This is a genomic window from Bacteroidia bacterium, from assembly GCA_027493955.1.
Classification (GTDB): Bacteria; Bacteroidota; Ignavibacteria; order SZUA-365; family SZUA-365; genus JAOSJT01.
In genome coordinates, this window is record JAOSJT010000001.1 from 2,723,400 (window position 1) to 2,746,399 (window position 23,000).

Consider the following 23,000-nt stretch of genomic DNA (forward strand, 5'->3'; position numbering starts at 1 on the left):
ACCTACTCGAATGGATTTGGCAAGGGAAGTTCTTCCTTGCGGATTTTTATGTGCCCGCTTTCGCTGTCCATTTCAATGCCGGTTACTTTATAGGGCCAGTCCGGGCGCTCGATGTCAGTCGTCAGGCAATACGGAATCCAGTTGCCTACATCTTCGCTCTCACCGTCAGATCCCTCGAGCCGCGACCAGGTATCTTCGATGATTGCCCGGCCAGGTGAAAAGATCTCCTCCGCGTAGAATACGGACAGCACGCCCGACAGGCCGTGAAAGCCGTTCGGGTTGGGCTGGATCGCGAAATAGCTTGCGAGGTTATACGGCGCCCAGAGCTGGCTGGAGGTTTCGTAGAGCGGACGAATGACGTTTTTCCAACGTACCTGATTGACGATCTGCAACTGTTCCGGCGTCACTTCAATCACCATCGTCCCCCACATGATGTTTTCCTTTTGCCAGCCGTTGAGGTCGTTCATGGTCTGGTCATCATTGAGATTGTTGTCGACGGCGTCGCCGCGATGCCCGACCGTGCGCCAATGCACGGTCAGTTTTTTCTCCGGTCCGGCTCCGTGATAGGCATCGAAAATCGGGTATTTCGCTCCCGAGGGCGTGCGCGTGGTCACGACCACTTTGCGACCACCACGTCTGCTGCGTGGTCCCGTCTTTTGCAGCAATACTCCAGTGGGCGCCACCTCCAAATCGTTGTCGCCGTCCACACGCATGTAACACAACACTCGCACCCAGCGGCCGTCTTCGAGGTAGTGCTTGGTGGTCACGACAAATCCGAGCATCTCGGCCAGTTCGGCGAGAAACTCGCCCCAGGAGGAGAACTCCGCTTTCCACTCCGCCGCGAAAAGGTCATACCAGAAGTACAGCGACTCGAAACCCGTTTCGACGTAGCTGTACGGCCATACATAATTTGTAAAAGCGCGGAATTGGATGGGTGAGGTCACCGGGTTGTCTTTATCCGGACCATACTGCGCAAGCGGCAAAGCGGTCGCCTCCTCGCGCTCGGCGAAACAGACCTTAGCCAGTTCCTCGAGATAATACTTGCAGTGGATGAGCTGGGCGTATCCGTCTTTTTTCGGTTGCACGTTCCAGGTCATATTGTTGTACCTGCCCATAACGAGACCCATCATCGCCGGACCGAGATAAACATCGTCATGCGCGAAACGGTGGTAACCTTCCGTATCCATCTTTGACTGGTCATTGAACCGCGCCTTTCCCAATGCTGACAATCCGTCATAAGCCATAATCGTAACCGTCTTGTGCCAAACGCCCCCTACGATGGCTCGGGTGTCCGGGTCCACATCGTCCAGATCTACAACACCCCAGAATCGAGGCACCCATGTTGCCGGAGCATCCGGCGTGCGCGTCCACCACAAGCGCAGCTCCGCCGATACGTTTGCCGGATTCACAAGCGCGGCGATCACCGCATCCATTTTGATTTTTATCTCGACGCGGTCGACGGCCAGAAGCTCGTTTTCGTCGCGAGGCAATATTTTGAACGAAGGCACGGTAAAAAGCGTCACCTGACCCGCGGGCTGCTGTGGGATTTCACCAGTCCACTCATCGATAAAGTGCCGAGGATCGGCATCGTGCGTCCGCCACGAAACATCCAGCCTCCAGTAACGGCCCGCTTGAAATATCGGGTTGAAACGGTACGACTGCTGCGCCATCAGGGACCTCCCAACGTGGAGCGCGACTGCCTGAATTCCTGCAAAAGCACCACCGCGTGCAAATCGCTTCCGCGCTGCACGAACTCCACCGGCTCGGCCCTCACTCCCACGCTGATCGTGTCCTGACGCTGCCGCCTGTCCGCCTCCTCGAGCACCATCAGCGCGCGTGTAAACGTCTGCACGGCAGTCTCCACGATGCGGTCCGCAAAGCTCGAGAAGTCCCGGGCGGGCGCGATAATTTCAGGACCGGATTCTCCTACGATTACACCTCCATGCTCGTAACCGGATATTGCGCCCTTTGCGGCCTGCAAGCCACCCTGGATAACGCCCATGGCGATCCCCGCTGTGATCAGTCCGGCGAGTCCCTTCGTCGCCAGTTCCTCGAGCGCAACAGCCACTTGCGTTATCACGGCTTTGCGTATGATAAATTCCAGCATCTCGGCGAGGATAGACCTGTATATGGCACGCAACGCGTCCCCCGGAGACTTGGCGCCTTTGAGCGCATCGCCGAGGGCCGAACCTACCGATTGCCCGAGAGATCCGCCAAGGGCGCGATACTCGTTGAGAGTTTCCTCTTTCTGTTTCTCATCCAATTTGAGCCCTTCGGCAATGCGCTCCCTGAATCCCTTTTCGTCCACGTCGATCAATCCGCCAAAGCCAGGCAGCATCTGATACAGCGGGTCGGATGCTTTTTTCCGAAGCTCGTCAAGTTGCTCGGAGAGCTGACGCGTCTCAAGCACGGCGGCGGCGAAGTGCGGGCTGCGCGGGTCCACTTTCGACAGGCGCGCTCCCACGTCGCGTAAGCGCTTTTCCAAATCCTCTATCGATCCCGCGACCGCCCGGTTCATGGCGATGAGCCCGATCTCCAACTGCGCCTTCTCTATGTCGCTCCGCGTCTTCGCGATCGAGAGCGCCTTATCCTTGTGCTTGATCTGCTCGCCCAACTGCAACTGCAGGTATTGCACGCGAGTGGCGAGAATATCCTCCTCGCCGGCTTTCGCATACTTGGCGCGGAGTAGCGCCAATTCCTCTTCCCTGCGCAAATTTTCCAGCGCCAGTTGCAGCGCTTCGTTCACCCCGCTACTCTTTTTTCCAGCCCCCGCACTCGTAGTGTCGGTGGCGGGTGGCGGGGCTGCTGCTACGTTTTGCAGAGCCTTCCAGTATTCCACGGTGCTCTTGATTTGTTCGTCTGTGGCGCCCTTTGCCGCCTCCAACCCGCGCACCATGTCCGCCGTTATCTTCACATTGTCCAGGGCGGCGTCGTTTTCGAGGCCCAGCATTTTCACGGCCTGCGCTCGATCCTGCAAGCGCTGCCGCTGCGCCTGATCGGCGAACGCCTCGGCGCCCCGCTGCTCGGTTCGGCGCATCAGCGCTTCGGTGCTCAGCAGCGCCTCGTTGATCTTTTGCAGACCACCGGTAAAGTTTTCGAGCACCCAATTCGCGGCGGGACCGAAGGTTTCCACCACCGCCATCTTCACCGCGTCTACGTTGTTGTTGAGCAGCTTGAGCTGATTGGCCGCGCTCCTGGCATTCACTTCGTAGGCTTTGCCCATTGCGCCGGCGGCATTGTTCATCGCATCAAGATCGGCGGCGGCCATGGCCGCGTTCTCGCCGGTCAGCGCCAGCGCCGCCGAGCCCGCCTCGACGCTGCTGAACACTTGCGTCATGGTTTTGCCCGATGCATCCGCGGCGACCTGTAGTTTTTGGAGTGTGCCCTGCAGCCCGAGTGTTTTGAGAGCCGCGGCGCCGTTTGCAATGCCCGCCTTGGTCATGATCTCTTCGAGTTCCTTGCCGGGCTTGAGAAGCTCAACGATCGCCTGGCGCATCTGCGTCGATGCCTGCGCCGTGGGAATGCCCTGCTTGGTCATCGTCGCGATGCCGGCGCTCACCTGGTCGAATCCAACTCCCGCGCTTGCCGCAACCGGCACCACGTTCGCGATGGCCGCGTTGATTTCCTCGAAGGTTTTTTTCCCATTCTTTACGGCAGTGAACATCTGATCGCTGACCAGGCGCGCCTGATCGGCGTTGAGCCGGTACGCGTTCACCACCGAACTCAGCGCGTTGACGGCCGTCTCGGTGCTCGAGAGCCCCGCGATTCCAGCCTGCGCAGCCGTTTCAACGAAGGCTCCCGCCTTCATCGGATCGACGCCGGCCGAGATCGCCTGATACGTACCCTTCGCTATTTCGGCGGCCGTCTGCGGCAGGCGCGTGCTCATCTCGCGGGAGATCTCCCTGAAGCGCTCGAAGTTCGCCACGCCAAGCGAGCCGATGTTGCGCACCTCGGTATCGAGTTCGATGGCCTTCGCCGCGCCGTCTTTGAGTGCGGCCGTGAGCGCCGCCACGCCCCCAACAGCCGCGCCGATACCACCGAGCTTGAGGAGCGCTCCGCCCGCCAATCCACCGTTGAGGAGCCCCCCGATACCACCGGCGGCGCCGGCGGCTCCCGCCGCGGTGGAGGCGGCGCCGGAAGCCGCGGACTTCGACAGAAGGCTTGACACCCGCCCCTCCAGGCCGCGTATCTCATCCTGCTTTTTTGCGATCGCATCGTTATCGGCGAGGTGCTCGATCTCCGCGTTCAGCTCCCGGATCTTCGCCTTGAGCGAACCGACCGAGCCTTCGGCGAACTTCGCCTGGCGTTCCACCTCCGGCAATCCCGGAGCGCGCACCGGAACGTCGATCGGCTTGCCGCCGGCGCGTTTGATGCGCTCCTCCATCGCCTTGACGTCGTCGGGGCTTACGCGCAATCGCAATGTTACAGTGTCGCTCATCGTGTTTTGATCAGATGTTTGGCGTCTGTGGTAAGGACGGTGCGGGCCATGCGCATGCCGAGGCGTTTCGCGAATTCAACGAAGGCCATATCGCGCAACGCGCGTTCCTCGGCCGCATCGCCCGAGGCCATAAAAAGCAGGAAGTTGTAGGTTTCTCCGTCCGGCAGCACATCGCTCAGTCCGAGGCCGCTTTGCCCCGCTCCAGCAATGATTGTATAGCCGAAAGACGGGAATGCTCGGAGTGCAGCCTGGCCATCGCGCAGCGTTCGAGCCATCGAAAAAAAAAACACGTCATCTCCAGCTCCAGCAGTTCCACCGGCGCGTCTTCGGCTTCGCGTGCCGGATAGCCCAACACGTCCGTCATCAGCCGGAGTTTCTGCTCTATCGTGATCACCGCCTGCCCGGTGCGCTCGAGTGTTTGCAGCGGCTGAGACCCGATGATGCGTTCGACGAGGGCGATGGTGCCGACGGTCATCGGCACGGAGGCCGCCTTGAGTTCGTATTCGTCAAGTGGTATCATGCTCCCTCGCCCTCCCACACGCGGTAAATCGAGATCGGGTTCACGCCCCAGTTGCCGCACGGGTCGGGATCGTATACGCCGCTTTCGCACACCATCCGGATTACGCGCACGTCCGAATCGCGCCCGTCCGCGTAATCGCACTCGACGTGATAATCGATGATCACAGGACTGACCTTGATTGCGCGCAGCACTTTCACATACGCCAAGGGCATGCCCGCCAGCTGGCGTTCCGTGTTCGGCAGGCTGTCGCTCGTTGTTTTTGCGTATGTGATTTGAAGAACATCGGGGAGCTGTTCCCATTTGCGTCCGAGCCAGATGTCGAGGAACCTCGCGATTACCGGGGCGGGGTTCGAGGGCTTTTTCCGTTTCTCTTTCATTCGCGCTCCTTTGATAAAAAGCCCCGGACACGAGTCCGCATCCGGGGCCGTCGCTGCATCGGGGGGTATCAAAACTCCAATTCCACGCTCGGCATATCGGCGGCGAGTTCGCTCGTCGTCGGGAGCGTCACCGCGTTGCCGAATCCACCCTTGTCGTCATCCGCGGCCGCAAGCAACCATCCGAGGTACTCCATGTTGGCAGGGTCCGTTGTGAAGAGGGGATCGGCGTTCGTCGGCAAAGCGGGGAAAGTCGGCGAGGTCTGACCGTGCGGTTCGAAGCGGAACGTGGCGTTGGTCGCGATGATCTGCGCGTAGTCGTGATTGCGCGTGAAGGTGCGCTCGAAATAACCGAAACCGAACTGAACGATCTTCGTTGTCGGCGTGAGCAGGACGGGGTCCACGATGAAGAATCGCTTGCCCTTGGTCCAGCGTCGGATAGAGAAGGTGTACATATCGCTCATCGCGATCACGAGCGCTTTCGTCTCCTGATCCTCGGCGCTGTCGAACTCGGAATCTTTGAGCACGTGGCGTGGACCGTGCACGAGCTGCAGCGTCAGATCCTGCCGCCCGCCCGCGGCGGATTCCGCCACGTTGTCGGATTTGCTCTGCAGGATGGTGAGCGCGTTCCACTCGGCGCCGCTCGCGGCCGCGCTGTAATCGGACTCGCATTCGATGAGCAAAACCGATGGGCCGCCGCCGCGGCGCACGTGCGTCGGGAGCGAGGGGATAACGAGGGTGCTGTCAAACGTGGGCATGGTTCACTCCGAATAAAAATGGAAATTTATGTCGCGGGTGGAGGATTCGAACCTTCCGACCTCCAGGGCATGAGTCTGGCGAGCTACCACTGCTCCAACCCGCAAAAAGAAACTGTTACAGCCGGATAAAGCCCACGACGCGCCAGCCATCGTTGATGCCGCGTCGGTTGATGACCTTGCGCTCGTATTCGCTTTCCTCGCCAGCGGGCGCGGGATGCGAGATAAACACGCCCATCTCCGTCGGACCCACGGTCTCGACAATCGCACTCCAGTGCAGACGCGAGGATCGGTAGCGGAACACAACGATGTCTCCGGGCATCGGCATGTCCACGCACGCGCCCGCCTGCATAGCCTGGCGCAGGAACAGGCCCATGTCGCCGAGATTCGGTTTGATCTCGCGGCCGTTGGACTGGTCGCGCAGCTTCACGCCGGCGCGGTCCAGCGCCTCTTCGATCAGCATGGGTGTGCTGTCGCCCTGGTCGCTTTCTCCAAGGAGCTGATCGGCACCCTGTAAAAGGATGTCGTGAAACGCGGGAGCGGCCTTCGCGCCGTCATCGGCGGTATTGCCGTCGTAACCGGGAGCCGAGCCTTTTCCTTCGCCGTCTCCGTCGGGCATTTTGTTGATATCCGCTTCGTTCAAATCGTCTTGCATGAGTACCTCGCTATGCGCGCTCTTCGATGAGCACGTAGTAAATGATGCTTTGGTTCATCGCGGTCATTTCCGCATACGTGGCTTCCATGAATTCCGTGTACTGCCCGGGCCAGATCGTCTGGCAGCCCTCGCTGCTCACCGACGTGCGCGAGCCCTTGTGTATGTTGATCGCGATACCGGTGTACACATCCGTCATGCCGTCGCGCCAGACTGGCAGGCGCTCGCCCGGCGTGGCCGGTCTGAGAGCCGGATAACCTGGTCCGCGCGAAATTCCGTGCCTGCCGCGCTTGTAGGGATGGATGCCCGGCAGCAGCGTGGCGATGCCGCGCCGGTGCGCTCCGGGGTCCGTGTTGGCATTCGCCGCAAGATGGATGCGCGGCGAAACGAGAAACATTGCGTCGTCGTACAGCTTGCGGTCATTGACGCCCGCCAGTCCCATAGTGTCCAGGTAATACCCGCGCACGCCCAGGAGCACGGCCGCGCCGTGCGCGCCAACGGAGTACCCCGCCTCATGGAGGCGCTGCATGGTGACCGCGCGTTTCTGTTGCGGCCGCGATGGTGGTATGATCTGGAAACGCGCCATGACTAACGGGTCGAGTCGCCGGTTTCCGTGGGGGACTGCGGCCGCTCCACAAGGCGCGGATCGTCGGTGTAGATGATCGGACCTCCCGCGGCGGGCACGTTGAGCACATACTGATTCACGCCGCCCGCAATCTTCCGGATTTGATCCGCGCCGTCGCGCAGCCATGTGGGCAGCGGCATGAGCAGAGCCAGTATCCACGGCGATACGCCGGGACCACCACCAAGCACCTGTACGCACAAATCGGCGAGCCAGATCAGGAGCGGAGCCGCGACATACGGCGCCCACTTCGGAAACCATTTCGGCAGGGACTTGACTATTGTGCCGTCGGACAGCGTCGTTTCAATGATAAGCTGCCGCTTAAGCCAGCCGAGAATCATCGGGGCCAAAAAAGCGATCGCGACCGGGACGAGCTGCGTCCAGTCGCCAATGAGCGCGGGAAGGTCGATCGCGGAAATATCCGGCAACTGCTGCGCCGCGGCTTCGATGGCCGCAAGCACGGCGATCGCGCAAACAACGATGAAAAGAAAAAGACGGGACTTCATTATGAACCTCACTTGATGATGACTGCCAGCACGGCGGCTATCGCCGCGCCGGCGGCTGTGATCCAGCTCCACGTATTGGAGGGACATACGGCTGTTTGCGTCAGTACCGCCTCCGCCACGCGCAACGCCAGCGTCGTATAGCCCCGCTCGATCTCGTGGCTTACGCGCACCTCGAGCGTAATGCTCGAGCTGTCGCCCAGGGCTATGGTTATGGTCGTATCTATGTCGGCCCGGGTTTCGCCCAGCCGCAAAATTTCGAAGTTCAGGCTGTCGCGCTCGATGATCAGGCGGCGCAGCGCTTCACCGTCCAAAGCCATCGCTCCGGGATCGCGCTCTACAGTATCGCGCCGCACTATCACCACGCGAGCGGGCACACGAGCTTCGTTCCACACCGTATCGCGCACGGTGTCGCGCACCGTTACGAACATGGGTTCCGCCGGCGCGCCCGGCTCCGGAGAACCGGAGCCGAGCCACGCCCACAGGGCCGCGAGGATGAGCGTAATCGCCCAGGGAAGGATTTTCTTCAAGCTTTGCATTGCATGCCCTGCATTATGGCGCGGATGATGATCGTGAGTTGGTCGGTACGCACGTAGTCCCTCGCAACGAGCACCTCGAGTGAGGTTACGCGCCCGTGCAATTCGTCGGAGCTACGCTTAAGGTCTTTCAGCAGCCAAACGGCCACTCCGGATAGGGCCGAGGCGAGCAGCGATATTGCGAGAATCGCGTACTCCATACTTAATACGGCTTTCGTATGGCCACGTCCAGCGTCAGCGTATCCGCCTTCTGGAAATTGAGAATGAACTTGCCGCGCTTCGGCACCATGTGCGTTAACCACGGGTGATTGTCCAGCACGCCGGGGGCGCGCGCCCCCTTGCTCACGCGCGTAAAATGCACTGTGCACGTCGAGTCGTAACCCGGGACCACGAGCGTATCCGCCCAGGCAACCGAATCGGACAGTTGCAACTGGAACTTCATCTCGCCGCGATAAAACGCGCGGTCGGGCAGGGTGATGGTGTGCGGATGGAGAGTCTCCGAGCCGTAGGTCGGTTGCGTCTGCGCCGTCGCCTGCCCCGGCATGCCCGCGAGGAGCATGCCGAAGAGGCTCAGGGTAAGGAGTGCGAGAAAGGCTTTCATGGTCTATTTCCTTGATTCTTGGTTTGCGGTTGTCCGGTAATCGCGGGAGCGCCGGGGCCGGGAGCGCCACTCTGGCTCGACCCCGGCGTCCCTGTCTTGGGGGTATTATCAGCTCGCCTGAATTTCGTCGATCACGTAGATCGATTCGTCCGAAAGAATTTCCATGTCGATGTCGAACTCCACCTTCGTGGTCCAGTGCGGGTCGATCAGCCCAAGGTCTTTGACAACCAGACCCACGTTGCTCGCGAAGGCGATATCCTGCTGCTCGCCCGAGCGGCCGACGATGACTTTGGTCGCGTTTGCGCCCGCGCCCGACGTCCACGGCAGCACGCGCGCGCCCGAAGAGCTGTAGCCGGCAATCACGATCGGTACGTTCTCGATGCTCCGCACCTGCGTGCCGAGCTCATTCATGCCGAGTTGCACATAACCCATGCCCAGCGTGGAGAGCCGCGAGCGCACGCCCGAGTCCATGATGATGAACTGCGCGCCGCCCGGAATGTCGCTGACCGCGTACGCGATCTTTTCCACGAGCTTCTTCACCTTGTCGTCGGTGGCGAGCGTGTCGCTCAGCGAGGTGGTGCGTCCGGCGGGCAGCGATGCGAGCATGCCGTCCCAGCGGCGGGTATCCCCAACGGTGGTGTTGTTCACAACCGCATACTGCAGGTTCTGGCCCACGCGGCGCGCCCACTTCTTCATTTCGCGCAAACGCAGCGTGGCGAGCGCCAGCGCCTTGTCTCCGGCATGCCGGCGCACGTGCGCATCGTCCACCTGGATCTTGCCGCCGAAAATCTTCAGAGCAATGTCCGCGTAGTCCGGATCAACGATGTTGTCGGGGAAGGGGGCGTTCAGGTCGCGGTGCTCGCCACCAGTGGCCGTGGAATCCTTGAGGGGTTTGTCGGCGGAGCCCACAATCTGGTAGAACTCCATGTAGTCGAGGAGCGGGCACCACTGCCGGAGCTCCGCGGATATCAGCGAGCGCTGCTGCTGATTTTCCTGGCCGGTTTCGGGCGTGTTGCCCAAGTCGAAGAACTTCATATCTGCCTCGTGAAAAATTGAGTCTCGTTTTCGTTGGGTGGTGGTCAGACCTTGCCGGCCATGCCGTCGATGATTTCCTGCAGCGCCGCGTCCTCCAGCGCTTTGCGTTCGGCGTGCGCATCGTTGGGCGAGTAGCTGCGGCGTTCGCCGCCCTTGCTCTCTTCGCTCCTCGGCTGCACGCCCTGAGTACCCGCGCCCTTGAGGGCGGGGTTGACGGGGAGCTGGCTCGTGGTGTCGATAAACACGTCCAGCGCCTTGCCGTACTTCTCCGCGTTCTCGGGCTTGAGGTATTCGTCGCTCTGCGCCTTCGTGATGCGCCCCTCGGCAACGAGCTTGGCCACGTGATCGACGTACTTCTGCTTCTGCGCGGCGGCTTCCTGGGCGGTGCGCTCGGCCTGTCCCGCCTTCGTCGCGTCCACAACCACCTTCAGCCCGCTTGTCAACTCTCCAACAGTGTTTTTCAGGGATTCGAGGTCCGCGAGCACCTCCGGAGGCAGAGCGGCAACGGCCGCGCCCTCCGCCGGCTTATCGGCGGGTTTCGCCGGCGCGACGGGCTTCGCGAGCGAATCCTCGATACCATCGAGATCCTTCTCGAGGTCTTTGAGTTTCGACTCGTCCGCGTCGGCGGGCAGGAGACCGTGCTTCTTGAAGAGGTTGTAAAGCTGCTTGGCCATTGGGGGTCCTTCGTTGAGTTTTAGCGACCGGAGCCGCGAGGTACATGATGCAAGATCGCCGGGTGGCGAAACGAAATCATGTTGCATGCGCATGCAACATTTTTTTCATCGAGGAGCGAGCGAGATTGCCCTTGAGACCTTGCGCGGAGCGCAAGGTCTCAAGGCCATCCGGGCCGCAATCTCGGAGAACACACGGGGGGCCTCGGAATTTGCTTGGTAACACGTTGATAAGCCCACTCCGGCCCGCTCCGCTCCCGAGAACGACCCGTTGGACCCTAAAAACGATCGCCCCGCAGAAACGCTCTATGACCGCCGGAGGCACCATGCCCTTTACATCCCCGGATTTACTCAAAACCACGCTCGGCGAAAGCGCCGTCGCCTCGTTCGTCGCGGCAAAGCCCGATGTGCTCGAAGCGCTGATCACTACCGCCGATTCCGTCATGACCACCGCGTCCGGCATCGAAGCGCCCGACGATCCGGCCGCGCAAACCGGCAACGAGCAAATGCTGCTCTACGCCGCCTGGATCGTGAGCTACCTCATGCTGCCGCATCTCGGAATACGCGACGACGACGAGGTATCCCGCCGCCGCGCCAACTACGACCGCGCCGTGCGCGAGCTCAAGGATCTGCGCGGCCGCCCGACGGCGCCCGGCTTCACGCGCCCCACGGCGCAATACGCCACCACCGAACGCACCGGAGAAATACTGTGACCAACCCGCAAGACTTTATCGACATGGCCGAGGCCATAGCCCAAGCCCTCGCGGACGCCGCAACCGAGATCGGCATCACAACCGCCGAACTCCGCTTCGAAGGGCAGGGCGTGGACATGGTCGCGCCGGGCATCATCGTCATGTTCTCCCCGCCCGCCGCGCCCGACGCCGCGCGCGGCCTGCCGCAATTCCAGTCGTGGGAGCTCACGCTCTTCGTGTGCGCCTCCGCCAAAGCCACCGTCGCGCACGCGGCGGTGGAGGCAATGACCATCGCGCAAAAAGCGCACATGATCCTCCGCGCCTGGCGCGGAATGCTCGAACTCAACGCCGCCGAGCCCTTCGCCTTCGTGCGCGCGCTTCCAGACAACTTCATCTGCGCGGTGAACTATGACGTCCCCTTCAGCCTCTTCCCGTAAAGCAAAGTCCGCGCCGAAAAAACCGTCGAAGGCCGCGTCCAAGCCGGAGCCCATGGACCCAAAGCAAAAACGCGCGCCCAAAATGCCCGGCAAGCTCCGCACGGGAGAGGAACGCCGCCCGGGCCGCCCCCGCAACGACGGCAAGCCCCCGCGCAAAGTGCGCAAGCCGCTGCCCATCAAGGTCCGGCGCGAAATAAAAATCATGCTCGACGAAGGCAAGCCGATTTCGCAAATCAAGCTGCGCTTCAAACGCTACGATCCGACGGACGCCCAGATAAATGGCATCAAATACGGACGCACCAAAACCGTTAAGACGCCCCGCAGCGATTCGCACGATTCGCCCGTCGGAGCCGACGCGCCCATCCGCAAGTCCAACGATGCCGTCGCGCTCATCCGCGACGGCCTGGTCGAAGCGCTCAACCAGCTCGCCGTCCGCACGCGCGTTACTCCCGAAGATCGCATCGAACTGCTCAAGGATGCGTCGCTCGTCAACCAACGCACAACGCGCGCATCGCTCGTCAACAGCATGGGCCGTCGCGACGCCGAAGTGATCCTGGAAATCATCCGTATGTACGAAGCCAACGCCACCGAGGAAGAGGCCATCGCGATTTACAAACAGGCGGTGGACATCGTCAAACGGAGGTCCGATGCGGAGTGACTTCGGACATCTTGACGAGTCGTTCTCCCAACTCGCCGAAGATCTGCGCCTCCGCGCGCTCTACTCCCATGCGGCTCCATGGAGCGCGGCGGAAGGAGCCCGCACCGCAGTCGAAGAGCGGCGCCGCGCGGCCAAAGCCCCGGGCGGCTTCTGGAAGTTCGACCAGTGGTACTTCCCGCCCGAAGCCTACGACGGCCAGTACGCCCGGCCCAACAAACACTTTCACGGCGCCGTCGTGGCCGCCACGGAAAAAACCGGACGCGAGTGCACACTCATCCTCGGACCGCACGACCATGCCAAGAGCGCCTTCGTCTACAAGCGCATCGTACACGCCCTCGTCACCGGCGAGCGGCACTTCATCGGCCTGGTCTCCGAAACGCTCGATACCCCGCGCTCCATCGTCGCGGCCATCGCCGGGTTCATCCAACGCAACGAACGCCTCCGGCACGACTATCCGGACATCGAACTCCTCACCGCGTCCGCCGAAGAGCTGTGCGTGCGTACCCGCGACTCCCGCCAGTCCTGGATAAAGTGCTTTTCCGAATGGCGCTCACCGCGCGGCCGCAACGTGGACTTCTTCCAAAGGTTCGACCTCATCTGCGTCGAGGATCTGGAAAATCAGATGTCCGCGCTCGACGAAGACGCGGTGCTGCGCCGCCGCCGCAAACTCGGCGAGTATCAGGCCGCGCTGGCCGAGGACGGCTGCCTGGTGATGACCGCGAATAATTTCGCCGAGGAATGCGTCGCTAACCGCATGCTCGCGGAGTACCGCGCGGGCACGCTCGATGCGTCGTGGACGGTCCATTGCTTCGTCGCTTGGAAAGACGCGGGCGACGGCTCGAGCAACCGCCGCACCGGACCGCTCTGGCCCGAGCGCTTTCCCGCGTCTTCGGAGGCCGAGCTGCGCGGGCTGCTCAAACCCATGGACGATGACACCTGGGAAGGCAGCTTCCAGCAGCGCCCGCGCAAGCCCACCGGATTTTACTTCCTCTCGCAACATTACGCCGAGTGGAACGGCCTGCCCGCGGACCTCGTCGCGCTCGTGTGGTGCGATCCCAACCTCGCGCTCAAATCCCAGGGCGACACCACCGCCATGCACGCGCTGGCCTACTCCCGCGCAACGGCCCGGAAATACGTGCTCTACCCGCGCTGCCGCTCCTTCGGCGACAGCAACGAGCTGCTGGCCGCATACATGCGCATCGTCGCGCAGCTCTACGACAACCGCATGCCCGTCACCGCCCTCGGCTTCGACGGCAACGTGTCGCAGGAGTCGCACTGGACCAATCACCTGCGCAATTACGCGCGCGAGGCCCGCATACCCACGCCGCGCATCGAGTTCCGCAAGTACTCCGTTTCCGACATCGCCAAGAATACGCAAATGGAGTTCAACCGAGGCGGCTTCCTCTTCCCGCCCGGCTTCGCCAAAACGGAAGAGGGCATCCGCTATACCGCGCAGCTCTGGAGCTTCTCGGGCAAAAAGCGATCGGGCCGCAAAGACGACGCGCCCGACGCCCTGATCTGCGCAAACGAATTTCTCTACGACCTCGGCTACGGCTCGCGGCCCGTGGGCGCAAGCGAGTATCACTCCGTGCGCAAACGGCGGCTCGGACCGCTCGATAAATTTTAAGGACCCATTATGGCGTATCAACATCCCGGCCTCCGCAACAACGCGCTGCCCAACGTCCGGCACCTCAAAGCCGCCATCCGCTCGGCGGACGATCCCAATCCCCGCACGCGCGACATCCGCCCGCTCGTCGCCATCTGCACCGCGCTGCCGCAGGCGGATCCGGACATCCTCGGCTTCATGCAAACACGCCGCCTCAACCTGCTCTCTTGGCCCCGGGCGCGTGGAGGCTCCCCCACGCCGGGCGGCACGAGCGCCGAGGCCCGCGAGCTGCAACGCGCCGCCGACATCGAAACCCGCATCCGCGAGTGCGGCATCACCTCCGAATTCGACGCCGTGGCAAACGCCCTCTACTTCGGTCACACCGGTATCGAACTCGCCTGGAGCACCGCCGTGGACGGCGCGCACCGCATCGAACGCTACGAGCTTATCGACGCCGTGGACCTCCATCCCGACGCCGCGTCCATCACCGGATACAGCCGCGTCACCTACGCGCGCCCCGACGACGACAAGATGATTCTCGTGCCATACGCCGCCCGGGAGAATCTGCTGCTCGCCACCTACAACCCCATGAAGGGCGGCAAGGCACTGTACTATGGCGGACTGCTGCGTTCGGTGATCTGGCACACCATGCTCAAGCACGGTAACCTGTACGACTGGGCGCGCTTCAACGAAAAGTTCGGCGATCCGCCCGTCATCGCCCGTTATCCCGTGGGAGCCCAGGCGCCGGACATCGCCGTGGTGTTCGAGTTCCTCCGCCTCCTGGCGCAGGACTCCGCCGCCGCGATACCCGACGACGTCAAGATCGACATCATAGACGCGCTCAAGTCCGGCGCCAATATCGAAACCTTCGACCGCTTTATCGACCGCATCTCCAGCAAGCAGGAGCGCATTCTCCTCGGTCAGGACGTGGTCAACAAAACCACCGAAGTCGGTTCCAACGCCAAGTCGCAGGAGGCCAACAAAACAACCGCCAACTACAACTTCGCCGACATCGAGCTCTTTCAGACCTGGCTCTCCGAGCAGGTGGTGGCGGCGGACTACCGCCTCAACTACGGCGTCCCCCCGCGCGGACAGTACCCGCGCTTCCGCATCGTCACCGACGAGGGCGAAGACTACGAGCGCAACGCCCGCATCATCGAGCGGCTCGACGGCGCCGGGTGGGACCTCGATCCCGACGAGATCCAGCGCAAAACCGGCTTCACCGTCAAACGCAAACCCGCCGCCCCCGATCTGGACGCCGCGTTCTGATGGCCGAGGCCGAACTCAATATCGCCGCCCGCGTCATAAGCCGCGCCCTGCTCATCAACCTGGGCACAGCCGCGCTGTATATCATCAAAGAGCGCACCCTCCGCGGCCAGTTCCTTCCCGGCTCCACCGGCTCGGGCCGGTACAGCACCACGCCCATGCCCCTGCCGCTCGGAGCGCTGCCCGCTCGGGCGCGCGGCAAGCGGGCGCTCGCGCAGCTCGTGGCGTCGGGCGAGGCGCGCCTGTTTACCAGCATGCGCAGCCGCCGCGCATGGATCGTGCTGCAAGGGGGTTACGCCAAGTTCCGCGAGCTCGCGGGCCGCGAGTCCGACCGCGTCACACTCAATTGGTCCGGCCAGATGATGCGCAACCTCAAAATCACGCGCGTCTCGGCCCGTGAGTTTACCGTCGAGCTCGGCTTCACCGAGGGCCGCGCCCGGCGCCTGGCATCGTATCACAACGAACTCGGCGCGGGCAAGTCCCGCACGACGCACAAGTTCCTCGGCCTCACCGCGCAAGAGGTTTCGCGCCTCGCGTCCGATGCGCAGGCGGCCATTCAATACCAACAGTAGGGAGTTTTTTTCCATGTCGCTTTCCGATATAAAGGATAGCGTAGGCCGCTATCGCGCCTCGCACCCGGGCGCTAAATCGGTGTGCAAGCAAGCCAGCCCGCAAGCGGACGGCACGTTCAAATGCGTGTTCAACTGGCTCGAACGTGGGCGCGAAACCGCCGTCGAGCACGGCACCTTTCCGCCCCACGAAAAGTCCGCCTTTTACCAGTGGGCGAGGTACGCATTATGACGCGCCGCTCAGCCATCGCCCTCAACTGCTACCCGGAGCCAGACTCGAAGGCGCCGGATATCGTCTTCTTTGTCGGTCCGGGATGCCTGGACTTCAGCTCCCAGCTCTCCGGGCAGGACTTGATCTTCAGGGGCCTCGGCGGTCCGCTGCGCAGCGCCATCGCGCTCTGGAACGCCATCGTCTCACGCAAAGTCACCGACGAGCAGCGCATAGGCAACCGCATGCAGAACATCGCAAGCCGCTGCCTGGACGCGCTCCACTGCAAGTCCGTCGAAATCACCTGGCTCTTCCCCGACGATCTCCCGCTCGGTGCGCAACTCACGCTGAAGAAAAAGAAAAAACCGCCGAAAAAGAAAAAGCCACGGAAACACCGGGGCAAGCAAACATCAGTAAAGGAGTAACCCATGAATACCATGAGCTCAGAAGCCCGCATCGTTCTCGATGAACTCACCAGACTACGCGGCGCGCTGGAGACGGCGCGTCACGAGTTGATGACGCTCAACGGCCTGCACGCGGCCGATGCCGCAGAACCGCAAACCACGTGGATCATCGATACCAACGGCACACTCTGCGTCATTGACGCAGCGCTCAACGCAACTTCGTGTACGGATACCCAGCCTTCTTGATGTGGGCGTCGAAGTACGAGCCGTGCGACGAGGCGGACATCAATCCCGCATGCACGGAAGCCGGCACCCCGGTGTACCGATACAGCCCTCCATTCAGGAACTCGATTTCGAGAGTGCGGCTCGCCGCGTCGTAGCCGACTGAGCGCAGATTGCTTGAACTGACGGAGACCCTTTCCATAGTGAAAACTCCTGTAACAGTTAATGATTGTATATACGGCCCTGGTGACCCGGGGCCTGATTTTCCCGACAATCGTCAATAATTCCGGCACCCACCATGGCTGAAATTGCACTCATGAGCTACGCATCGTCATCGCGGAGGGCGCTGGGAAGGTCGGGATTTTCAGCCAATTGCCGTCGGATATTGGCCCTGATCTCATCTAGCGCAGCCAGTTCCAAATCGAGGCGTTCGGTCCAAGTCTTCACCTGCCCTTCGCAATACCCCAACCATCGCGCCATTTCTTCTATGCTTGGGTCAGGCGGCAGTCCGGCGCCGGTCATCAACCAGTTCAAATCGCAACCGAGGAGGGCAAGATCATGGAAAAACATAGATCCAGGGAAAGGGGTCTCTTTGAGATATGTGGTATGAAGGCTTTGAGAGGAGATGCCAACGTCCTCGACGAATGCCACCTTGCTCGGATACTTCGATTCGATGAATCGTAAGAGCCTCTGAGAGAATACGTGAATATTTTTTGGCATGCTTAGTCATAATCCTTGACAATGTGTTAATAAATCTGTATGTTGTCAATGACGCTGACACGGCGCTACTGGATTCAACACACAACTAGGTAAAGTAATGATTGTCAAGTTAAAAATCTACAGAGCCATCGCCACAAAGTGTGACTGCTCATTGACCTACGTTTTGAATATTGCCAACGGCTATACGTACGATACCGATCTGTATCGAAAGGTCCGTAAAGCTTTGGATGATGCATTGGAAGCCGAGAAGCGTTTCAAGCATGCGATTGAGGTACTGTGATGGAACATTTAATCGAGGCACCGCCACCGGTGGTCACAGTCGCGGAGCGGGTCTGCATGTTTTGGAATATGAAGCAATCGCGCCGGTTCAGATTAACTGAAGGTCGGACCATGAAAGCTTACTGCGAAGCGCACGGGTTCAGCTATGCGTACGCAAAGTATCTAGTCTTCAAGGGCAATCGCGTCGCCAAAGCGCATACTGCCGAACACGCATTCCGCCCAAAAGTGCTGACACCCAGCATGGTTCGTCAGTACACGTCCAATGAGTTATAACTCATTGGACTGCCGTAACTCGTTTGTTTACAACACATATTTAATGGGGTCTCAATGAGCGATCTGGCCAGGTACAACGGGAAAGTCGTCAATCCGACGAAAGAGAAACAGAAGCTTCAGGACTATATTTCGACCTTCCACCGTAGCTTCCTCGCTGAGCGCATTTCGATCGCGGTACGCATCGCTGCCCTCTGGAATATCAACGAGGGGAAGCTCTGGCGCGCAGACGGCTTGGTGAGCATGAAAGAACTGTGTGAGAAACATAATTTCAGCCATGCGTACGCAAAGCATCTTGTATCCAAGGGCAACCGTATAGCCGACGCGATCAAAGCGGTGTCGGGCAAGCGTCCCGTGGAGATCAAACTCAACGAGGTGAAGGAATACATAAAGATTTTGGACCAGAAGCGTCTCTTGCCGGGGCCGCCCGAGTCGGGGCAAGAAGTCCCGGAGGACGGGGATGCACTTGACGTCGTACCGTGCATGGATCGCGACTCCGTGAATTACGATGAGGTAAAATCCGAGTTCATGCTGCGCACACGCAAGCCACCCAAGCCGCCGAAGACTCCGGAGGAGGCAGTTGCCGAAGGGAAGCGCGGCAACAGCACCTGGGCCATTGACAACCTCTCCGCCTTCGCCAAGGACCTCCGACAGAAATATTGGTCTGCTGGATTTGGTGATAAAGCCGACCGAGAGTCCGCGCTGTATTATCTCTACGTCCTGGAGTACTTCTTGACCACTGAACGGAAGCAGGATTCGTCCTACGCTATTGAAATGATGAAGTTGACGTTTGCGGACTACGACCAGGCGCATCAATTGAATGAAGAGGGCAAGCTCCAGAATCATAGTCATCCGGAAGCCGTGTACGCACTTAAAAAGATCATGGCGCGAAATGGCAAAAAGTAAAGAACACATCTCGCCCGAGCTTTACGATCGGATTGCCGCGGCGCGTAAGGAAGGCGTCAAGCCGAAGGACATCGCCGTTGCGACCGGTGTACCGGAACGGATCATCTACCTGATCCCGAATCGCATGAAGAAGCCCGGCGAGCCCCGTGCCGACAAAGGCAGCACCGACTTTTCCGATATGCCCGAATTCCTGGAGTTGGTCAAGGAAGTGTACCTGCGCCAATCGCGCCGCGATTTCGCCATGCAGATATGCGTCCAGATTGCCAAAGACCGCCTGATCAGCCAAGGCAAAATTCTTAATGCAATTCACGCCTCATTCCCGACGATATGGCGTTGGCTCAAGCCAATGGAAGATGGCATGAAAATTCAGTGGAACGCGCGATACAATCAAAAGGAGTTCCAAGCAAATCTGCCAAAAATCCACGGCCACAACCATTGGCACGACTTGCGTCAAAACCAGTTTTGGGGGATGGACGGCCGGCAGAGCGACGTATGGTGCTATGACGAGGAAACCGACGAACTCTTCAAACCATTCGGTTATTACATTATCGACATCAAAACCCGCGCAATACTTGCCGCTATATTTTCGAAGCAAGCCTTCAATGCCAAAAAGGTGCGACAGGTCGTACTGTTCGCAGCGAATCTATACGGGTTACCACCGGGCGGAATGTTCATCGACAATGGTAGGGAGCAGGACAACATCGACTCGCGTTCGTTTTACGAGAGCCTCCATACTCCAGAAGCGCTGGCGGAGTTTCGCACGGGCGGTAATGAATACACATGGGGCTTCATCGAGCCAGTCAACAGTCCGTTTCATAACAGCATGGCAAACATCCCCACGGATTTTGTTAAGCCAATAACGGAACGTGTATTCGGTGTGATCCAACGCTATGGAGACGCGCTGTTCAGTCACTACGGATACGCCGGATCGACAAGAGCTACAGCCACCGGCCGCTCGCTACGGCGTTCCCCACGAAAACAGGATGCCGTACCATGGAAGACTTTTTTGGGAAATATGTGCGGTTTTATCGAATCGCGCGAGATCGGCCCTGATGGAATCCGACCGTATCACATGCTTGAAATGCCAGAAGCGCTGAAAGAGGTGAAAAAACTTGGGCTTTCCCCAACTCCCCACAATGCGATTGAATGCACACGCGCGGAAAGAGTCTCTCTACCGATATCTGAAGAATGCTTACGCGCAGCGATGTACCACCATTACGACAGGTTCGAAGGCAAAAGCGTGAATGAAATGGGGAGCATTCAGTTCAAGCACAAGGGCGAGATACTGACGTACTACTGCAATGAGATCAACTTCCGCTGGCCGAAATACGAGAAGGTGGACTTGGCGCTGGACCCCGTGGATGAGTCCTTCGCGCATGTCTACAGATCCAGCGATCGCAAGTATATCGGAGTCGCGGAGTGTCCTATCCTGCGCAAGCGTCGCGGAGAGATAACCACCGAGCAATTGAAGTCTCATGTCAGAGGCTTTAGAAATAAGAAACGGCGTGAGGTAACGGAGGCCAATAAAAAGGTTGTGAACCGTCCACTGAACTTCCCTACGGAAGAAATCAAAGAATACGATTCACAACCATTGCGACTGCCGATACATCCCGTCGTCAATGACGACATAGAGATCAACCTGAACGACCTGCCGTTGGAGTATCGCCAAATTCTCGAGGCGACAGATCGTTCATTCACAACACCATCAATATAGGAGTGCATCATGGCAAAAAAAACGGCTCTAATCAAGAGCAACAAAGCTACCAAACGCGGAGGTGTCCCGGCGTTGATCCCACCCATGAAGGTAGCCGAGCTACCCGACACAACGATGGAGTGCGTTGAGGAATTCAAACGGCGGGTCCCCGAAATAGCGGAACGGATCTCAAGTATCGACAGCATCCGCTACAGCTTGGAGCGTCGTCTTCGCGCATTGGATCACGACAGGAAACTGTTTGAAGCCGCTTACAAATCCACGCGCGAATATCGCGAATATGCATCCACCGTCGCCAACATTACGAGGGTCAAAGAGTCCATTCGCGGTTTACAGGAGGAGCACCACGCCCTTGACGCCCTCCTCGCAAGTAAGATTCCGGACCTTGATCTGACAACCGAGGAGAAGGTTGCCTCCTATTATGCAACCGATCTCAAACGCCTCTCTGCGGGCGAGAATGAGGAGCTGCGCAATGGCTGAACGACGGATCGTCATCAACATAACACTCGGCATGGTTGTCACATTTCAGGATAACAACCTCGACGGGTCAGCCAATGCAATGCTCGAGCGCGGAGACATGGACGGAAGTATTCGCGAAGAGATAATGCGACTGGCCGAGGGAATTGGCGATGGGTATGGCATGGACACATTCAACTACGAGGTGCTTCGGGTCTCGGTTGCTAACGCTCCAGACGTGGAGGCGCAGGCCTTTCTTAAAGACGCTCTATATATGCGCAGGGCTGGCGAGCTTCTTGCCAATTATGACTTCGGTTCTCTTGCTGACCTAATGTCGGAGGAGAATGGTATTACTGCCTTCATCAACCATCCCGCGAATATCGAAGATCGTGATGAACTACAGCAGTGCTATGCTGAACATCGCGACCTCATGTCACGGTTAGGAGATCACTTCGCGCAACAAAACCCTTTGTTCAACAAGGTCCCGATAACGAAGGAGCAGTTCTTCAACCTCTTCGCGGACAACGACGCTATCAGTGATGACCTTCTAGAAGGCATGTGGGAGAGACACCCGTACAAACTTTTGGAAGGAGGTTCCGAGTCATGACCAGCCACACCCTCGTCGCCCTCGCCACCTTCATCATCCGCGTGGATGTGCCGGATGATTTTACCCCCACGCCCGAGAAGCTTCGCGACGCCGCAGGTACCGCCATGACAAGGCGCATCGTATCCGCCATCGAAGGCGCGCCCGTCGGCTTTGGGCTCATTACACCCACCGCCACGGAGATCAGCTTCCTCGACGATCAACTCGCCGAAATGGTGTTGAGCGATCGCGGCTTTACGCACATCATGCCAGCGCAGGAGGTGTTGCCGCTATGACACTCTTCTGCGAAATCCTCTACTACATCCAACTCGCCTTCGCCGGCCTCATCGTTGCACTGGTCTGGCACGTGCTGGAGTTGCGCGCAATGCGCCGCCGCATGGAGCGCGAGGGCTACGCCGGCGCCCGCCGCCCCGAGGGCGAACGCCGCTGGTTTACCTGCCTCAGCCGCGACAAACAAACGCTGAGGCAGATATGACCAGCCTCGTCACCACCCCTTTCATCGAGCCGGGCCAGAGCACCGCAAAGCCGCAAGTGCCCGTATCGCTGCTCAGGCAACAGCTACACAAGCTGCTCGTCGCCAAGATGGACCGCGCCGGGTATCAAACGCATTACCTGCCCTGCGTCGTGCAAATGAAGCAGGAATTTCTCAAGCGTTATTGCGGCGTCACCAGCAGCAGGCAACTCGACGCCGCCATGTGCGAGTATGCCATCGAGCAGCTCCAGAGCGTCACCATCGCCATGCCGCGCAAAGCCCAGCACAAGCGCCCCACCATACAGCAGCGCAAGAAAATTGCCCGCCTGGGCAAATACGTGCTCGGCGCCGTGTATGGCGATCAGTGGTTCTGGAACAACCTCCCCGTCTGGATCGGCGAGCTCTACGCCGGTGCCACCGATCTCGAATCAGGCGTCGATATCAGCAAGCGCACCGTCCGCAAAATCGACAACCTCACGCAGTACGAAGCCTGGTACATCATCCAGCGCATGGAAAAAGTGGAGTTCAAGCTGCACAAGGATGGCCGCGTATGAAAACGGGCGAAACCTTCACAGCGGGCGGCCGCACCTTCGCGATAGACGAGTGGAACGGCAAGCGATTCTACGTCTGCGACATCTGCGGGCGCGGAGCATTTAGAAGCTTGCTCGATGTGGCAACCTGTTGCGGCGAGCCGCTCCAACGCCACGAGCCGCAACCCTACCCATACCGCGTGCGTTTCGACGCCGCACTAACCCTATCCCAGGCGTAAGTGAAGCGGTGCGAGAAAGGCACCACACCGTTTCCCTCACCATC

Annotated in this window: 33 protein-coding genes and 1 tRNA gene; 17 read left to right on the plus strand and 17 right to left on the minus strand. The window is 59.9% G+C overall.

Translation table 11 applies throughout. The annotated features are described in order from the left end of the window. Positions 1 to 2: 2 nt before the first annotated feature. The 15 genes from M5R41_10315 to M5R41_10385 form a co-directional block, all read right to left on the minus strand. Positions 3 to 1,670, minus strand: a complete 1,668-nt coding sequence (locus M5R41_10315) for a hypothetical protein (protein MCZ7556781.1) — start codon at positions 1,668 to 1,670, stop codon at positions 3 to 5. Next, positions 1,670 to 4,438: a phage tail tape measure protein gene (locus M5R41_10320; protein ID MCZ7556782.1), complete on the minus strand. Its 2,769-nt coding sequence runs from the start codon at positions 4,436 to 4,438 to the stop codon at positions 1,670 to 1,672. Before M5R41_10320 ends, M5R41_10315 begins: the two co-directional genes overlap by 1 nt. Then, positions 4,435 to 4,608 (minus strand): hypothetical protein, encoded by a 174-nt coding sequence (locus M5R41_10325; protein ID MCZ7556783.1) that lies wholly within the window; start codon positions 4,606 to 4,608, stop codon positions 4,435 to 4,437. The genes M5R41_10320 and M5R41_10325 overlap by 4 nt, the downstream gene beginning before the upstream one ends. Before the next feature lie 5 nt (positions 4,609 to 4,613). Further along, positions 4,614 to 4,958, minus strand: coding sequence for a hypothetical protein (locus tag M5R41_10330; protein MCZ7556784.1), 345 nt, complete (start codon positions 4,956 to 4,958; stop codon positions 4,614 to 4,616). Then, the gene (locus M5R41_10335) at positions 4,955 to 5,335 is read right to left on the minus strand and encodes a hypothetical protein (protein ID MCZ7556785.1); all 381 of its coding nucleotides are present in this window, start codon (positions 5,333 to 5,335) and stop codon (positions 4,955 to 4,957) included. Before M5R41_10335 ends, M5R41_10330 begins: the two co-directional genes overlap by 4 nt. A 68-nt stretch (positions 5,336 to 5,403) precedes the next feature. After that, on the minus strand, positions 5,404 to 6,090 hold the full coding sequence (locus M5R41_10340; GenBank protein ID MCZ7556786.1) for a hypothetical protein: 687 nt from the start codon (positions 6,088 to 6,090) through the stop codon (positions 5,404 to 5,406). 31 nt (positions 6,091 to 6,121) lie between these two features. Next, a tRNA-Met gene (locus M5R41_10345) sits at positions 6,122 to 6,194 on the minus strand. An 11-nt stretch (positions 6,195 to 6,205) separates the two neighbouring features. Further along, positions 6,206 to 6,742, minus strand: a complete 537-nt coding sequence (locus M5R41_10350) for a hypothetical protein (protein ID MCZ7556787.1) — start codon at positions 6,740 to 6,742, stop codon at positions 6,206 to 6,208. 10 nt (positions 6,743 to 6,752) lie between these two features. Continuing rightward, a complete protein-coding gene (locus M5R41_10355; GenBank protein ID MCZ7556788.1) occupies positions 6,753 to 7,325 on the minus strand; it encodes a hypothetical protein in 573 nt (190 codons plus the stop codon). 2 nt (positions 7,326 to 7,327) lie between these two features. Continuing rightward, on the minus strand, positions 7,328 to 7,867 hold the full coding sequence (locus M5R41_10360) for a hypothetical protein (protein ID MCZ7556789.1): 540 nt from the start codon (positions 7,865 to 7,867) through the stop codon (positions 7,328 to 7,330). A gap of 8 nt (positions 7,868 to 7,875) precedes the next feature. Further along, positions 7,876 to 8,403, minus strand: coding sequence for a hypothetical protein (locus M5R41_10365; protein MCZ7556790.1), 528 nt, complete (start codon positions 8,401 to 8,403; stop codon positions 7,876 to 7,878). After that, a complete protein-coding gene (locus M5R41_10370; GenBank protein MCZ7556791.1) occupies positions 8,391 to 8,600 on the minus strand; it encodes a hypothetical protein in 210 nt (69 codons plus the stop codon). Before M5R41_10370 ends, M5R41_10365 begins: the two co-directional genes overlap by 13 nt. A gap of 2 nt (positions 8,601 to 8,602) precedes the next feature. After that, on the minus strand, positions 8,603 to 9,001 hold the full coding sequence (locus M5R41_10375; GenBank protein MCZ7556792.1) for a hypothetical protein: 399 nt from the start codon (positions 8,999 to 9,001) through the stop codon (positions 8,603 to 8,605). A 108-nt stretch (positions 9,002 to 9,109) separates the two neighbouring features. Beyond that, complete coding sequence (locus tag M5R41_10380; GenBank protein ID MCZ7556793.1) at positions 9,110 to 10,036, minus strand: hypothetical protein; 927 nt, start codon at positions 10,034 to 10,036, stop codon at positions 9,110 to 9,112. Between the two features lie 44 nt (positions 10,037 to 10,080). Continuing rightward, positions 10,081 to 10,710, minus strand: coding sequence for a phage protease (locus M5R41_10385; protein MCZ7556794.1), 630 nt, complete (start codon positions 10,708 to 10,710; stop codon positions 10,081 to 10,083). A 323-nt stretch (positions 10,711 to 11,033) separates the two neighbouring features. Between M5R41_10385 and M5R41_10390 the strand changes: the two genes are divergently transcribed. From M5R41_10390 to M5R41_10430, 9 genes are read left to right on the plus strand one after another with little or no spacing between them, the layout of a single operon-like run. Further along, positions 11,034 to 11,420, plus strand: coding sequence for a hypothetical protein (locus M5R41_10390; protein ID MCZ7556795.1), 387 nt, complete (start codon positions 11,034 to 11,036; stop codon positions 11,418 to 11,420). Beyond that, entirely contained in the window at positions 11,417 to 11,836 is a 420-nt protein-coding gene (locus M5R41_10395) for a hypothetical protein (GenBank protein MCZ7556796.1), read from the plus strand. Before M5R41_10390 ends, M5R41_10395 begins: the two co-directional genes overlap by 4 nt. A gap of 52 nt (positions 11,837 to 11,888) precedes the next feature. Further along, entirely contained in the window at positions 11,889 to 12,494 is a 606-nt protein-coding gene (locus tag M5R41_10400) for a hypothetical protein (protein ID MCZ7556797.1), read from the plus strand. Further along, a complete protein-coding gene (locus tag M5R41_10405; GenBank protein MCZ7556798.1) occupies positions 12,484 to 14,121 on the plus strand; it encodes a hypothetical protein in 1,638 nt (545 codons plus the stop codon). Before M5R41_10400 ends, M5R41_10405 begins: the two co-directional genes overlap by 11 nt. Before the next feature lie 9 nt (positions 14,122 to 14,130). Further along, positions 14,131 to 15,369, plus strand: coding sequence for a DUF935 domain-containing protein (locus M5R41_10410; GenBank protein ID MCZ7556799.1), 1,239 nt, complete (start codon positions 14,131 to 14,133; stop codon positions 15,367 to 15,369). Further along, positions 15,369 to 15,938 carry a hypothetical protein gene (locus M5R41_10415; protein MCZ7556800.1) on the plus strand — a complete coding sequence of 190 codons (570 nt, stop codon included), beginning with the start codon at positions 15,369 to 15,371 and terminating at the stop codon, positions 15,936 to 15,938. Before M5R41_10410 ends, M5R41_10415 begins: the two co-directional genes overlap by 1 nt. A 13-nt stretch (positions 15,939 to 15,951) precedes the next feature. Beyond that, positions 15,952 to 16,167: a hypothetical protein gene (locus M5R41_10420; protein ID MCZ7556801.1), complete on the plus strand. Its 216-nt coding sequence runs from the start codon at positions 15,952 to 15,954 to the stop codon at positions 16,165 to 16,167. Beyond that, on the plus strand, positions 16,164 to 16,568 hold the full coding sequence (locus M5R41_10425; protein ID MCZ7556802.1) for a hypothetical protein: 405 nt from the start codon (positions 16,164 to 16,166) through the stop codon (positions 16,566 to 16,568). The genes M5R41_10420 and M5R41_10425 overlap by 4 nt, the downstream gene beginning before the upstream one ends. Positions 16,569 to 16,571: 3 nt before the next feature. Continuing rightward, positions 16,572 to 16,793 (plus strand): hypothetical protein, encoded by a 222-nt coding sequence (locus M5R41_10430; GenBank protein ID MCZ7556803.1) that lies wholly within the window; start codon positions 16,572 to 16,574, stop codon positions 16,791 to 16,793. Here the strand turns inward: M5R41_10430 and M5R41_10435 are convergent. Both M5R41_10435 and M5R41_10440 read right to left on the minus strand, forming a co-directional pair. After that, on the minus strand, positions 16,756 to 16,971 hold the full coding sequence (locus M5R41_10435; GenBank protein MCZ7556804.1) for a KTSC domain-containing protein: 216 nt from the start codon (positions 16,969 to 16,971) through the stop codon (positions 16,756 to 16,758). The genes M5R41_10430 and M5R41_10435 overlap by 38 nt on opposite strands. 119 nt (positions 16,972 to 17,090) lie before the next feature. After that, a complete protein-coding gene (locus M5R41_10440) occupies positions 17,091 to 17,489 on the minus strand; it encodes a hypothetical protein (protein ID MCZ7556805.1) in 399 nt (132 codons plus the stop codon). A gap of 606 nt (positions 17,490 to 18,095) precedes the next feature. Between M5R41_10440 and M5R41_10445 the strand changes: the two genes are divergently transcribed. Genes M5R41_10445 through M5R41_10480 form a run of 8 tightly spaced genes read left to right on the plus strand, consistent with a single transcriptional unit; the run spans position 18,096 to position 22,956 of the window. Next, entirely contained in the window at positions 18,096 to 18,944 is an 849-nt protein-coding gene (locus M5R41_10445) for a hypothetical protein (protein MCZ7556806.1), read from the plus strand. Next, entirely contained in the window at positions 18,931 to 20,658 is a 1,728-nt protein-coding gene (locus M5R41_10450) for a hypothetical protein (GenBank protein MCZ7556807.1), read from the plus strand. Before M5R41_10445 ends, M5R41_10450 begins: the two co-directional genes overlap by 14 nt. A gap of 9 nt (positions 20,659 to 20,667) precedes the next feature. After that, entirely contained in the window at positions 20,668 to 21,135 is a 468-nt protein-coding gene (locus M5R41_10455) for a hypothetical protein (GenBank protein ID MCZ7556808.1), read from the plus strand. Then, entirely contained in the window at positions 21,128 to 21,718 is a 591-nt protein-coding gene (locus M5R41_10460; protein ID MCZ7556809.1) for a hypothetical protein, read from the plus strand. The genes M5R41_10455 and M5R41_10460 overlap by 8 nt, the downstream gene beginning before the upstream one ends. Then, the gene (locus M5R41_10465; GenBank protein MCZ7556810.1) at positions 21,715 to 21,990 is read left to right on the plus strand and encodes a hypothetical protein; all 276 of its coding nucleotides are present in this window, start codon (positions 21,715 to 21,717) and stop codon (positions 21,988 to 21,990) included. The genes M5R41_10460 and M5R41_10465 overlap by 4 nt, the downstream gene beginning before the upstream one ends. After that, positions 21,987 to 22,190, plus strand: a complete 204-nt coding sequence (locus M5R41_10470; protein MCZ7556811.1) for a hypothetical protein — start codon at positions 21,987 to 21,989, stop codon at positions 22,188 to 22,190. The genes M5R41_10465 and M5R41_10470 overlap by 4 nt, the downstream gene beginning before the upstream one ends. Next, positions 22,187 to 22,741, plus strand: coding sequence for a hypothetical protein (locus M5R41_10475; GenBank protein MCZ7556812.1), 555 nt, complete (start codon positions 22,187 to 22,189; stop codon positions 22,739 to 22,741). Before M5R41_10470 ends, M5R41_10475 begins: the two co-directional genes overlap by 4 nt. Next, the gene (locus M5R41_10480) at positions 22,738 to 22,956 is read left to right on the plus strand and encodes a hypothetical protein (protein MCZ7556813.1); all 219 of its coding nucleotides are present in this window, start codon (positions 22,738 to 22,740) and stop codon (positions 22,954 to 22,956) included. The genes M5R41_10475 and M5R41_10480 overlap by 4 nt, the downstream gene beginning before the upstream one ends. Positions 22,957 to 23,000 lie beyond the last annotated feature (44 nt).

What these genes read in the sequence shown, in the direction of transcription:
- M5R41_10475 (MCZ7556812.1), top strand. Translation starts at nt 22,187, where the DNA reads ATGACCAGCCTCGTCACCACCCCTTTCATCGAGCCGGGCCAGAGCACC.
- M5R41_10375 (MCZ7556792.1), bottom strand. Translation starts at nt 9,001, where the DNA reads ATGAAAGCCTTTCTCGCACTCCTTACCCTGAGCCTCTTCGGCATGCTC.
- M5R41_10355 (MCZ7556788.1), bottom strand. Translation starts at nt 7,325, where the DNA reads ATGGCGCGTTTCCAGATCATACCACCATCGCGGCCGCAACAGAAACGC.
- M5R41_10320 (MCZ7556782.1), bottom strand. Translation starts at nt 4,438, where the DNA reads ATGAGCGACACTGTAACATTGCGATTGCGCGTAAGCCCCGACGACGTC.
- M5R41_10480 (MCZ7556813.1), top strand. Translation starts at nt 22,738, where the DNA reads ATGAAAACGGGCGAAACCTTCACAGCGGGCGGCCGCACCTTCGCGATA.
- M5R41_10405 (MCZ7556798.1), top strand. Translation starts at nt 12,484, where the DNA reads ATGCGGAGTGACTTCGGACATCTTGACGAGTCGTTCTCCCAACTCGCC.
- M5R41_10425 (MCZ7556802.1), top strand. Translation starts at nt 16,164, where the DNA reads ATGACGCGCCGCTCAGCCATCGCCCTCAACTGCTACCCGGAGCCAGAC.
- M5R41_10380 (MCZ7556793.1), bottom strand. Translation starts at nt 10,036, where the DNA reads ATGAAGTTCTTCGACTTGGGCAACACGCCCGAAACCGGCCAGGAAAAT.
- M5R41_10445 (MCZ7556806.1), top strand. Translation starts at nt 18,096, where the DNA reads ATGAGCGATCTGGCCAGGTACAACGGGAAAGTCGTCAATCCGACGAAA.
- M5R41_10340 (MCZ7556786.1), bottom strand. Translation starts at nt 6,090, where the DNA reads ATGCCCACGTTTGACAGCACCCTCGTTATCCCCTCGCTCCCGACGCAC.
- M5R41_10365 (MCZ7556790.1), bottom strand. Translation starts at nt 8,403, where the DNA reads ATGCAAAGCTTGAAGAAAATCCTTCCCTGGGCGATTACGCTCATCCTC.
- M5R41_10315 (MCZ7556781.1), bottom strand. Translation starts at nt 1,670, where the DNA reads ATGGCGCAGCAGTCGTACCGTTTCAACCCGATATTTCAAGCGGGCCGT.
- M5R41_10440 (MCZ7556805.1), bottom strand. Translation starts at nt 17,489, where the DNA reads ATGCCAAAAAATATTCACGTATTCTCTCAGAGGCTCTTACGATTCATC.
- M5R41_10360 (MCZ7556789.1), bottom strand. Translation starts at nt 7,867, where the DNA reads ATGAAGTCCCGTCTTTTTCTTTTCATCGTTGTTTGCGCGATCGCCGTG.
- M5R41_10465 (MCZ7556810.1), top strand. Translation starts at nt 21,715, where the DNA reads ATGACCAGCCACACCCTCGTCGCCCTCGCCACCTTCATCATCCGCGTG.
- M5R41_10400 (MCZ7556797.1), top strand. Translation starts at nt 11,889, where the DNA reads ATGGACCCAAAGCAAAAACGCGCGCCCAAAATGCCCGGCAAGCTCCGC.
- M5R41_10350 (MCZ7556787.1), bottom strand. Translation starts at nt 6,742, where the DNA reads ATGCAAGACGATTTGAACGAAGCGGATATCAACAAAATGCCCGACGGA.
- M5R41_10455 (MCZ7556808.1), top strand. Translation starts at nt 20,668, where the DNA reads ATGGCAAAAAAAACGGCTCTAATCAAGAGCAACAAAGCTACCAAACGC.
- M5R41_10370 (MCZ7556791.1), bottom strand. Translation starts at nt 8,600, where the DNA reads ATGGAGTACGCGATTCTCGCAATATCGCTGCTCGCCTCGGCCCTATCC.
- M5R41_10450 (MCZ7556807.1), top strand. Translation starts at nt 18,931, where the DNA reads ATGGCAAAAAGTAAAGAACACATCTCGCCCGAGCTTTACGATCGGATT.
- M5R41_10470 (MCZ7556811.1), top strand. Translation starts at nt 21,987, where the DNA reads ATGACACTCTTCTGCGAAATCCTCTACTACATCCAACTCGCCTTCGCC.
- M5R41_10390 (MCZ7556795.1), top strand. Translation starts at nt 11,034, where the DNA reads ATGCCCTTTACATCCCCGGATTTACTCAAAACCACGCTCGGCGAAAGC.
- M5R41_10430 (MCZ7556803.1), top strand. Translation starts at nt 16,572, where the DNA reads ATGAATACCATGAGCTCAGAAGCCCGCATCGTTCTCGATGAACTCACC.
- M5R41_10330 (MCZ7556784.1), bottom strand. Translation starts at nt 4,958, where the DNA reads ATGATACCACTTGACGAATACGAACTCAAGGCGGCCTCCGTGCCGATG.
- M5R41_10420 (MCZ7556801.1), top strand. Translation starts at nt 15,952, where the DNA reads ATGTCGCTTTCCGATATAAAGGATAGCGTAGGCCGCTATCGCGCCTCG.
- M5R41_10385 (MCZ7556794.1), bottom strand. Translation starts at nt 10,710, where the DNA reads ATGGCCAAGCAGCTTTACAACCTCTTCAAGAAGCACGGTCTCCTGCCC.
- M5R41_10335 (MCZ7556785.1), bottom strand. Translation starts at nt 5,335, where the DNA reads ATGAAAGAGAAACGGAAAAAGCCCTCGAACCCCGCCCCGGTAATCGCG.
- M5R41_10435 (MCZ7556804.1), bottom strand. Translation starts at nt 16,971, where the DNA reads ATGGAAAGGGTCTCCGTCAGTTCAAGCAATCTGCGCTCAGTCGGCTAC.
- M5R41_10410 (MCZ7556799.1), top strand. Translation starts at nt 14,131, where the DNA reads ATGGCGTATCAACATCCCGGCCTCCGCAACAACGCGCTGCCCAACGTC.
- M5R41_10415 (MCZ7556800.1), top strand. Translation starts at nt 15,369, where the DNA reads ATGGCCGAGGCCGAACTCAATATCGCCGCCCGCGTCATAAGCCGCGCC.
- M5R41_10460 (MCZ7556809.1), top strand. Translation starts at nt 21,128, where the DNA reads ATGGCTGAACGACGGATCGTCATCAACATAACACTCGGCATGGTTGTC.